Consider the following 9,514-nt stretch of genomic DNA (forward strand, 5'->3'; position numbering starts at 1 on the left):
TATGGTTGTTTTTATAGAATTAAATGAGGATATTGGTGTCACATAAAATCATCGGTTTTCTTCTCGCCATGCTGCTTCACGGATAGATTTAGGGGTAATATCCCTGTCTTCCCACAATCCTGCCAGGGCAAAGAATTCTTGCTCGTTATCAGATAATGTTGTTTGATCTTCGATGATTTCTACGGAGTCAACAAAATCTAAAGCAGTTAAAATTTTAGAGAGTGTTTCTGCTTTTTCTTGGTCACGAATGTGTACGATTAGTTGTTTCATGGTAGTTTATTTTGCATTGATTTGATATTAATGATCATTGTCTAATTCTGTTTTTAGCCAATTAAGAATCGGAGAACTATTACGAATTCCATAATCAACTAACTGTTGTGATAAATCTAAAATTTTTTGTTTAGATAGATAACCTGCATAAAAACCAACCAAGAGAATTCCTAATGTTCCTTTGACGGTTAATTCCATAGCTTTGGCAACTCTTCTTGCTAATTTCTCATCTATAATTACCCAGTCTGGTTTGATTGAAATTGCCAAGAGAATAACTTCTAATTCTCCTCGATCTAATCCTAGTAATAGCGGTTCAAGAGGAGATGATGATGCAACTTCTTGAGCTTGAATCCAATTGGCATTTTTGAGTTCTTTTGCCCCCGGTTTATTATCTCCAGCGATGACAATTTCTTGATAAACTGCCCAAGGAATAATCACTTCATTAAATAGCTGATTAAGAAGATCTAATTGATTAATCAAAGATAAGGCGATGATCGGTGTAGAATTAACAATTATCTTCATTCTCTTGGATTTTTTGGGCTAATTTACGGCTGGTTTGTATTTCTGATTCCCATTCTTCTGCTGTGTAATCAATAATGGAAAAACCATACTCAGAGAGAAGTGTATAAAATGTATATTTATCGCATCCTAATACTTGTGCGCCGATTCCTGCTGAAATTTTTCCTTCTTGATAAAGATGCCCTAATGTATAAATTATGACTTTACGAGAGAATGCTTCTTTTTCTTCTCTGGCAGCAATGAGGAGTTCTTCGGGAAATGTTACATTAATGCTCATGAGTGTTTAAAAATAATTTGTTTTTCTTGATTTTAGCAGGAATAATATCGCTAATTAATTGATGGTTGATAATTAAGATTCTCTATATTGTTCTCTTTAGTTGTTTATAAATTTCATCATCGTTTCGTTTGTCAATCAGCAAGATTTCTAGTGTTTGCTCCTCAACACGATAAACGATTCGATATTCACCAATATCGGCTCTATGATAAGAGTATCCTTTTAACTTTAGAGAATCTTGGGGATAGGGATTTGTTCTCAGTTCGGTTATTTTTGTGGCTACTTGTTTGGCGTGTTTATCTGGCAGTTTTTTTAAGCGTTTAGTTGCCTGTCGAGATAGGTTAATCTTAAGCATTTAAAATTTCTGACAGTAAAGCCTCACTTTCTGTTGTTCCGATAAAACCTTCTTGATGAGCTTTTTCTGCCTGTAAAGCCAAAAGTTGATTTTCTAACTCGGAAAATCTCTCAAATTCCTCGATTGACAGCACGACTGCAACATTACGTCCCTTTTTTGCTATCTTTACTGGTTCTCTTCGAGCCAAGTCTAACAGTTCGCCAAAGCGATTTTTTGCTTCTGAGGCTCCTAATGTTTTCATAACTAACCTTTATAGAAACTAGCCATTATGACCATTTTAGCTATTATAGCAATTATTGACAGGGCAATCACTTCCACCAGCGACTCACCTCTTTAATCCCTTGATACACTTCTCTTAAAGCTACCTCCCCTCCAAAATGAAGGATTAAAAGCAGGTTAGAAATAGTTTTAGAGTAATTCTAAGAATTCTTCGATAGTTAAACCCGCTTCTTTAACAATCCCTGCCATTGTATAAGCATTAACTGGATTTGCTCGTGGAATGGTGATAGTCTGTTCTCCATTTGTCATAGTAATATGTTTTCTCTGTCTAGTGATGCGGAATCCCGCTTTTTCAAAGGCATTAACAGCGCGTAGATGATTAATTCCAGGTAATTTTGGCCTACTTATCCTACTTCTACATAACGCACTTCAGCATCTTTGTTTAACTCTTCAATTGTCTCTAAATAGTCTTGTATCGCTTCTTTGATATTTTCTATAGCTTCTGCTTCAGTGTCTCCCTGTGACCAACATCCGGGTAAACTGGGACACCAAATTGCATAACCTTCTTCGCTTTGTTTGAGTCGAACTTGATAGCGCATAAATAGTTACTGTTATAGTTACATTATCAGTTGATCGTAGCACTTCTAATTGATTTATGAGAATCGGCTCTCCGTTACTTGTTATGGTTCGATAGGGTGGCATAAATCGACTAAATCCTTATCTGGCAAAAGATTTAATTGATTAGTTCGCTCTAGATCAAAAACAATTAACAAAAATCGCTAAATGCCTTTCTATATAAGGGTTACATCCCTTATATTCCCCGTCTATTGCATAACACCAACCGAAGAGCCCATAGAGTTTGATGAGATTGAGAAAATTTCTGGTGCGTTGAACTAAGTTGGCTATTCCTGTCGCTGTTTCAGAGGAGGGGATTGATTTTTCTCTTATTTACCCTTGACAATTAACACAGTATCTACGAAGCGGCGATCTCACTTAGACTTTAGGCAATTGGAAGTAATGTTTTGAAATTATTTTTTGGAAAAATTAATGTTTGTATTGGTTGCGCCAATCAGTATAAAACCAGCCCAATTAATGGGATCTGGATTGTTCTTCATTGTTTTCAGCATTGCTTGTCTTAAAGCCTTAGATTTATCCTGTCCAGAAATAAGATTTTTATGAAATTCTATCATTAACTCAGAAGTTGATTGATCAGGCACTTGCCATTGAGAGACAACGACACTAGGAACTCCTAAGTAAATAAAGTTGTTTGCAAAGCCAAGTACACCCTCGCTTACTGTTATTCCAAGTCCTGTTTCACAAGCACTAAAAATTGCCAATTCAGTCATCAAATTGCTTTTTCCTAAACTGCCATCATTAGTCAATAAACCATCATTATTAGTCTCTTCATTAGTTAGTAAAGCATCATTATCAGTCTGTAAAACATCATTATCTGAAGTAGCAACAATGATGGATGGATGAAGAACACCCTGTCCTGAACCAGTGACAGTCTGCTCAAATCCGTGAGTGGCAATATGAATAATATTAGCAGAAGGCATTTTATCTCGAATCACTGGCTCTGTCGCCTCCTTACCAATTAGCGGTTTTACCTTGTATAGTTTTGCGATTTCTTCTGCTTCACGTTCAGTTCCTTTAAGTGACGGAGGAGTTATCGGTAAGCTCAAATAACTTAACTTAAACTGAGGCATTCGAGGATTACCAACAACAAGAACATTTTCAATATATTTAGGCTTATTTTTGATTTTATCATCTAGAAGTTTTGCAATTTGAATAGATGGCGATATAGAGATAGTATAATTTTCAATTAAGTAATGACCATCCGCATTCATTAGCGCATTGAAAGGAACTTTATAAATATTTCCTTGAGGAATAAATACGATCTTATCTTCGGGTTTTAAAAATGTTTCAATCGGCTCAATAAAAATTTGGTATAGCTGATATAGGCATTCTTGATTATCCTTGCAACTCTTGTCATTTAAATATTGACTAGCATCATTAATTTTACCACCTCGAAGATTAAATAAAGAGGATTTAATGAGCTTATCAAAAGCAATTACTTGATGGTTGTTAGATGATTTAGTCTTTATATTATCTTCCCGTAATCCATTGGCAATTTTATTACTAATAGAAGGCGAAAAAATGGTAATGATAAAGGTTAAGCTAACTACCGTTATAGCTATACTTCTTTTCTTTAAAATAAACCATAGTAAAATAGCTAGTGTCCCACCAACTATAGGAATAAAGACCAGATTTGAGATAGATATTTTTTGAGGCTCTGCAAAAATAGTTCCTCTTGTCATTGCTGAAGTATCAAAACTTCTGGGTAACTTTTTTAGCTCAAATTTGTCAAGATTAACAGAGTTAAAATATATTTTTCCATTAGGTCTTACAACCCATATTAAGAGTTCATTATCTCGAAATTCATCACCTTCTAATAAAGAGTATTCTACAAAAGTTGTATTAAGAGATTTAGCAATTTCCTGAATTTTTTTTACTGTCAAGTTAATTTCACGATTGTCATTTAGTGAATAAGAAAGTCTTAAGGCTTTTCCTTTTTCTGCGAATAGTAAAGCCTCCTCGTATTTGTTTTGAACGACTAGATTTTTTTGCAATCCCAAAAAAGGTAAATTGTAATAAGCTACACCTACATAGTTATCTCCAAACCCTCCATATAAAATTTCTTTTTCTTTTGAAGAAACATATTGCTTAAATAATTTTTCAGATTCGGCAATTTCTCCAGTAAGCAATAAAAGAAATGGAAACGTTGGATATTTTTCTAAATCCATTTGTACCTCATTTTTGATCGTATCTCTGATGTTACTTACTCCTTGACGATAAAAAGAATCATTTTTGGTAATACGACCAAGGGTTAATAAGTATGGACTTAACATCTCTTTTGAATACCCAGCCTGAAAGTCCAATTTCATCATTTTCAACATTTTATTCGCTTTACTCTCATCACCTTTTTCCAAATAAAGACTATACATTATATTATGAAGATAAAACGAACTAGTTCCTAAGTATGTGTCAATAGAATCCCTAGCATTTTTCTGTTTTAAGACAAACTGCTCGCAGTAGTTAATCAACTTGTCCAGTGAAAAATATGATTTATAGGAGACGCACAAACTAGCTAATGCCGAGGTTTCTCCTTTGTGACTTTTCACCTTCTGAAAAATCTTTAGAGCGACTTCGTTATCCTGAAACTCAATTAAATCGTCAAGAGGGCTTCTATCACCAACAAAATCACCACTACTACTTTTGTCCCTATGACTCGATAAAATTCGCCATGCGTCTTCTTCTGTTGAGGGTGGAATATTGATCTCTTTATAAACAAAATCATACCCAGATTTCCGTCCTTTCCACCGTTCTTCAAAACCACTGGGAAGTTCAATTTGTTCACTATTTGATTGTGCTAATACTGGAAATTGTTTAAAAAATGACACACCAATTAAATGAACAGCAACAGATAAAACAATTAAGTTTAATAGTCTAATTAATTTCATAATACATACCTAAAAATGAAAACTTTTGGTTAATGTCAAAACTCTTAAGTGATCAAAAAAGCAAATTCTCGGTGTTTATTAAGGTGGAACTTAGTCTAGAATGACACGCTAAAAAGCAGGTTTTTCTGGACTTTTTTCGCTAGTATTTTGAGATTGCGGTGAAGGAATAATTGAAGAAATATCATAAAAAAATCGTTTTCCTTCCGCAAAAGTCTTAGGCGGTGTTTTTCCCCTTAAAACAGGAGGCTCTTGACTAGGTAAATGACGGCGATTTAATAGCTCTTTTAGAACATCATCAGGGTTATCTTTCGATTCTAAAGTAATTAATAAATCCTCCTCATAGCAAACTGAATTTTCTGATTTAACAGCACAGATTACAGGCACTTCCTTATTGGGAACCCAGGTTTCTAATGTGGCAACTAAATATTTTAAGCCATCACGATTATAAATTCTTTGGAATCGCCGAGAAACTTCCTCACACCTTTTTAGCGGTGGCCAATTATCACCAAAATGATTATTATCTAGCTTCCAAAGAATAATTGGAATCGATTCATCACCGGTTGCAATTGTTGCAGGAAAACTTTTTCCATTGTATTCACTTTCTCCACAGGAAAACGTAACTTTTGACGCTGGAGACTCCGAGTGAACTTGACGAGGAGAAACGTTTGTTTTCTGGGGTTCTGCTTTGGGAGAAGGATCAGGCGATGGCTTAAGTACAGATATTAGTCCAGTCACCGCAACAATAACTGGTGCAGCCGCAGTCAGAATAGCCACAACACCAGCACCAACATTATTTTTGTTATCGCTCATTAATTGATTACCTCTTTAGAAAAGATTCTTTTGGGGTGATCACCTCTTTTATTGTATATCTCTTATCCACTATTGGCAAAAGCTTAAAGGAATTTTAATTCTATGGGTTATCGTATCTTTATTGGTGACACCCCCACCCATTTCTACTACCCAAAATTTCAGCCCACCTTTGCCTTCTTTCGACTGCTCAACCACAAATTGAAACTCTAATTCAATTTCACCCACTTCAAAGCGAATCTGCTCACCCTCAGAGGCTAAAATAGATTTACTCAGTTCAACCCGCAATGCTTCTAAGGTTTCTCGAAGTCCAACTTTATTGATGTCCATAATTCTCTAGTTATTTTTGAAGGATGCAGACAAAAACCCTTTCAATTCTATCGTTTTTCTGAAACTTTAGGGCAGAGAGATTGCCTTTCTCAAATGACATAATAGCCCAACCCGATCGCTAAGGTAAGCGCGGGTTGGGAAAAGAAATCGACCTAGTATTATCTCAAGACTAAAATGACAAATTGAATTAGTATCGAGCTATTTTGCCAATACAAGGTGTCAAGATCAAACTAAGGAGCTAAACGTTGCCTTTGCCAACTGCCATCTTCTTGACGATAATAACAGAGACGATCGTGGAGACGACTGGGGCGACCTTGCCAGAACTCGATTAAACTAGGAATTAGGCGAAAACCGCCCCAATGAGGAGGACGGGGAACTTCACGACCCGCATATTCTTCTTTTAGTTCTGCTAGGCGTTTTTCGAGGATATCTCGCCCCGAAATCACTTCACTTTGATTGGAGGCCCAGGCCCCTAAACGAGATTCCCAGGGACGGACAAAAAAGTAGTTATCCGATTCCTCCTCGCTGATTTTTTCTACAGTTCCCTCGATCCTAATTTGCCGTTGCAATTCTCCCCACCAAAACACTAGGGCTGCATTGGGATTGGCGATTAATTCCTGTCCTTTGGCGCTTTGGTAGTTGGTAAAGAGAACAAAACCGCGAGGATCGAAGTCTTTTAACAGTACCATGCGGGCCCGGGGTTTACCCTCCGGGGAAATAGTGGCTAAAGTCATAGCGTTGGGTTCCAATCTTCCCGAAGATACCGCCCGTTCTAGCCATTGTTTAAATACAATGAAAGGATCGGCAGATGTTTCTGACTCTAGCAATTCTTCGAGATTGTAGTCCAAGCGCAGGTCAGCGATCGATATGTCCATGGTTTTGCTTGCTAAATTTTATCCTTTGAGATCCTACAAGATTCTACAATCATGACTATCACCTCGGCCAGTGATGCGATCGCCTCTCTTTTAGAAATGGCGGAACAGGGAGAAATTGACCCCTGGGATGTGCAGGTTATCGATGTGATCGATCGCTTTTTGGCAGAATTGGGGTTATTAAATGATCTAGATTTAGCCATGGCCCAGGCTAATTTACCCCAATCGGGACAGGCTTTTTTATGGGCTTCCATGTTAGTTTTATTTAAGGCTGATACCCTAGAAAGATTGTCTTTAGACCAGCAAGAAGAAAGTCTGATTGATGAGGAAATTAGCGATTTAGAACGGGAACTAAGAACTTTACCCCGTTATCTAGAAAATCATATTCGCCGTCGTACTGCTGCCCCACCACCGCGAAAAAGACGGGTAACTTTGCAGGAGTTAATCACTCAATTACAACAGATTGCCCTAGAGATTGAAGCTTTACCGAAACTGCCTGTAGTTGTCCCGAAACCCCGGCCCCAATCCCGACGGGAAGCGGTACAAATTATCACGGAATTGGCCCACCAAGAAAACCTGACGGAATTGGCAGCGGAACTGGACTTTTTTTTGCAGAGAAAGTTTTTTCAATTAGAGAAAAATGAGATAGAGTTTGAGTATTTATTAGATTTATGGCAAGCGGAAAAGCCTTCTAGTCACTCGGCAACACAGGAAAAGGTGGCGATTTTTTGGGCTTTACTTTTACTGGCTTCTCAATCAAAAGTGGAGTTAAAACAGGAGGATTTTTATCAGGATTTAACTATTGCTTTAATTAGGGTTTGCTGAAAAAGTTTTTTCTAGAGGCAGGGTGTGCGGTGTCGGGTGTGGGGTTTTAAGCTAAGAGGCATTACAGCTTATTGACTCCTATCTCCCTGACTTCTTTAAACATTTCTTTTTTTCTCAAACCATGTTTGTAATAATTCCCCCGATTCCTTGGCTAAAATTCCCGCGATTACCGGTAAACGATGGTTAGAAAAAGGACTATCAATAAAATTAGCCACAGTGCGGATAACTCCTGTTTTGGGATCGTCAGCACCGTACACTAATAATCCTAATCTAGCCTGAATAATTGCCCCAGCACACATGGGACAGGGTTCGAGGGTGACGTAGAGGGTACAATCATTTAAGTGCCAATTGCCTAACACTTGACTAGCGGCACGAATCGCCAGAATTTCGGCGTGAGCGGTGGGATCATGGTGTTTTTCCTTGCAATTAGCTTCTTGAGCGATTAAATGTCCCTCTTTATCCACGATAACCGCTCCCACCGGCACATCACCCCGATCCCCCGCAGTTGCCGCTAAATTTAAAGCTAACTGCATCCATTGCCGATGTTTCTCATAGGCTTTTTCATCAATAGACTTTAGATAGTCCCACATTTAGCCAGTAAATTATCTAATTTTTTCTGACCATCCAAAGCATACAAATCATCACAACCACCGATATGTTCATTATTAATAAAAATCTGTGGTACACTGCGTTTACCGTTGGACCGTTCGGCCATGGCTTGACGAGCGCTTTCATCCCCATCAATCTTGTATTCGGTGTATTTTACCCCTTTCCAACCCAGCAACCATTTGGCCCGAATACAGTAGGGACAAGTTGCCCAGGTATAAATTTCCACATTGGCCTTGATATTCTCGTTATAACGCCCAAAAAGCGAGTTAAATAGATTTAGCATCTTGTGACTACAGAAATATTTATCTCTATTTTATGGATTCTGCTACCAAAAAAGCCCGATTACGCAAACAACTAATTGCCCAAAGACGATCGCTTCCTAAGCATATTTGGCAAGAAAATAGTCAGCAACTTTGCAAAAATTTACAATCTTTACCCCTCTTTCACCACGCTAAAACCATTCTCGCTTACTTCAGTTATCGTCAAGAGCCGGATTTAAGTTCCTTATTTTGCCAACACCATCGCTGGGGTTTTCCTCGTTGTGACGGAGATAGCCTGACTTGGCACTGTTGGACTGCCGACGATCCCCTAGAATTAAATCGTTATGGCATCTATGAACCAACAGCGATCGCTCCTCTCATTTTACCAGCCGAAGTGGACTTACTATTAATTCCCGCCGTCGCTTGCGATCGCCAAGGTTATCGCTTAGGTTACGGGGGAGGTTATTTTGATCGTCTCTTACATTCCCCCGAATGGCAAGCTATCCCCTCGATCGGGATTGTCTTTGACTTTGCCTATCTCGATACCCTTCCCCTCGATACTTGGGACCAAAAATTACAGGCAATCTGTACCGAATCGAGAACCGAAATTTTTTAAGTAGGTAGGTATTAAAAACTTTCAGATCCCCCCGCCT

The 9,514-nt window shown here is 38.0% G+C and carries 15 protein-coding genes; 2 read left to right on the forward strand and 13 right to left on the reverse strand.

Annotated elements, in window-relative coordinates:
* Positions 1-48: 48 nt before the first annotated feature.
* The 11 genes from MICAI_RS15305 to pdxH all read right to left on the reverse strand — a co-directional run bounded on the left by MICAI_RS15305 (position 49) and on the right by pdxH (position 7,170).
* Complete coding sequence (locus MICAI_RS15305; RefSeq protein WP_008203689.1) at positions 49-270, reverse strand: hypothetical protein; 222 nt, start codon at positions 268-270, stop codon at positions 49-51.
* Positions 271-297: 27 nt separating this feature from the next.
* Positions 298-792 carry a hypothetical protein gene (locus MICAI_RS15310; RefSeq protein ID WP_008203691.1) on the reverse strand — a complete coding sequence of 165 codons (495 nt, stop codon included), beginning with the start codon at positions 790-792 and terminating at the stop codon, positions 298-300.
* On the reverse strand, positions 776-1,066 hold the full coding sequence (locus MICAI_RS15315) for a UPF0175 family protein (protein WP_008203693.1): 291 nt from the start codon (positions 1,064-1,066) through the stop codon (positions 776-778). Before MICAI_RS15315 ends, MICAI_RS15310 begins: the two co-directional genes overlap by 17 nt.
* Before the next feature lie 82 nt (positions 1,067-1,148).
* Positions 1,149-1,418, reverse strand: coding sequence for a type II toxin-antitoxin system RelE family toxin (locus MICAI_RS15320; RefSeq protein WP_002739840.1), 270 nt, complete (start codon positions 1,416-1,418; stop codon positions 1,149-1,151).
* Entirely contained in the window at positions 1,411-1,659 is a 249-nt protein-coding gene (locus MICAI_RS15325) for a type II toxin-antitoxin system Phd/YefM family antitoxin (RefSeq protein WP_002739617.1), read from the reverse strand. The genes MICAI_RS15320 and MICAI_RS15325 overlap by 8 nt, the downstream gene beginning before the upstream one ends.
* A gap of 167 nt (positions 1,660-1,826) precedes the next feature.
* The gene (locus MICAI_RS15330) at positions 1,827-2,045 is read right to left on the reverse strand and encodes a type II toxin-antitoxin system HicA family toxin (protein WP_024971299.1); all 219 of its coding nucleotides are present in this window, start codon (positions 2,043-2,045) and stop codon (positions 1,827-1,829) included.
* Positions 2,042-2,236, reverse strand: a complete 195-nt coding sequence (locus MICAI_RS15335) for a type II toxin-antitoxin system HicB family antitoxin (RefSeq protein WP_002776391.1) — start codon at positions 2,234-2,236, stop codon at positions 2,042-2,044. The genes MICAI_RS15330 and MICAI_RS15335 overlap by 4 nt, the downstream gene beginning before the upstream one ends.
* Before the next feature lie 429 nt (positions 2,237-2,665).
* Positions 2,666-5,158, reverse strand: a complete 2,493-nt coding sequence (locus MICAI_RS22595; protein ID WP_008203700.1) for a CHAT domain-containing protein — start codon at positions 5,156-5,158, stop codon at positions 2,666-2,668.
* A gap of 108 nt (positions 5,159-5,266) precedes the next feature.
* Positions 5,267-5,968, reverse strand: a complete 702-nt coding sequence (locus tag MICAI_RS15345; protein ID WP_008203703.1) for a COP23 domain-containing protein — start codon at positions 5,966-5,968, stop codon at positions 5,267-5,269.
* 69 nt (positions 5,969-6,037) lie between these two features.
* Positions 6,038-6,295, reverse strand: coding sequence for a trypco2 family protein (locus MICAI_RS15350; protein WP_008203704.1), 258 nt, complete (start codon positions 6,293-6,295; stop codon positions 6,038-6,040).
* Positions 6,296-6,525: 230 nt separating this feature from the next.
* Entirely contained in the window at positions 6,526-7,170 is a 645-nt protein-coding gene (gene pdxH / locus MICAI_RS15355; RefSeq protein ID WP_002787824.1) for a pyridoxamine 5'-phosphate oxidase, read from the reverse strand.
* A 51-nt stretch (positions 7,171-7,221) separates the two neighbouring features.
* Here pdxH and MICAI_RS15360 point away from each other — a divergent pair, with 51 nt between their 5' ends.
* A complete protein-coding gene (locus MICAI_RS15360) occupies positions 7,222-7,992 on the forward strand; it encodes a segregation/condensation protein A (RefSeq protein WP_008203710.1) in 771 nt (256 codons plus the stop codon).
* A 95-nt stretch (positions 7,993-8,087) separates the two neighbouring features.
* Here the strand turns inward: MICAI_RS15360 and tadA are convergent, their stop codons facing one another.
* Complete coding sequence (gene tadA / locus MICAI_RS15365) at positions 8,088-8,582, reverse strand: tRNA adenosine(34) deaminase TadA (RefSeq protein ID WP_008203712.1); 495 nt, start codon at positions 8,580-8,582, stop codon at positions 8,088-8,090.
* Positions 8,567-8,884: a glutaredoxin 3 gene (gene grxC / locus MICAI_RS15370; protein WP_002751734.1), complete on the reverse strand. Its 318-nt coding sequence runs from the start codon at positions 8,882-8,884 to the stop codon at positions 8,567-8,569. The genes tadA and grxC overlap by 16 nt, the downstream gene beginning before the upstream one ends.
* Before the next feature lie 32 nt (positions 8,885-8,916).
* On the opposite strand from grxC, the gene MICAI_RS15375 reads away from it, so the two are divergent.
* Positions 8,917-9,477, forward strand: a complete 561-nt coding sequence (locus tag MICAI_RS15375; protein ID WP_008203716.1) for a 5-formyltetrahydrofolate cyclo-ligase — start codon at positions 8,917-8,919, stop codon at positions 9,475-9,477.
* The last annotated feature ends 37 nt before the right edge of the window (positions 9,478-9,514 follow it).

Source organism: Microcystis sp. T1-4 (assembly GCF_000297435.1).
Classification (GTDB): Bacteria; Cyanobacteriota; Cyanobacteriia; order Cyanobacteriales; family Microcystaceae; genus Microcystis.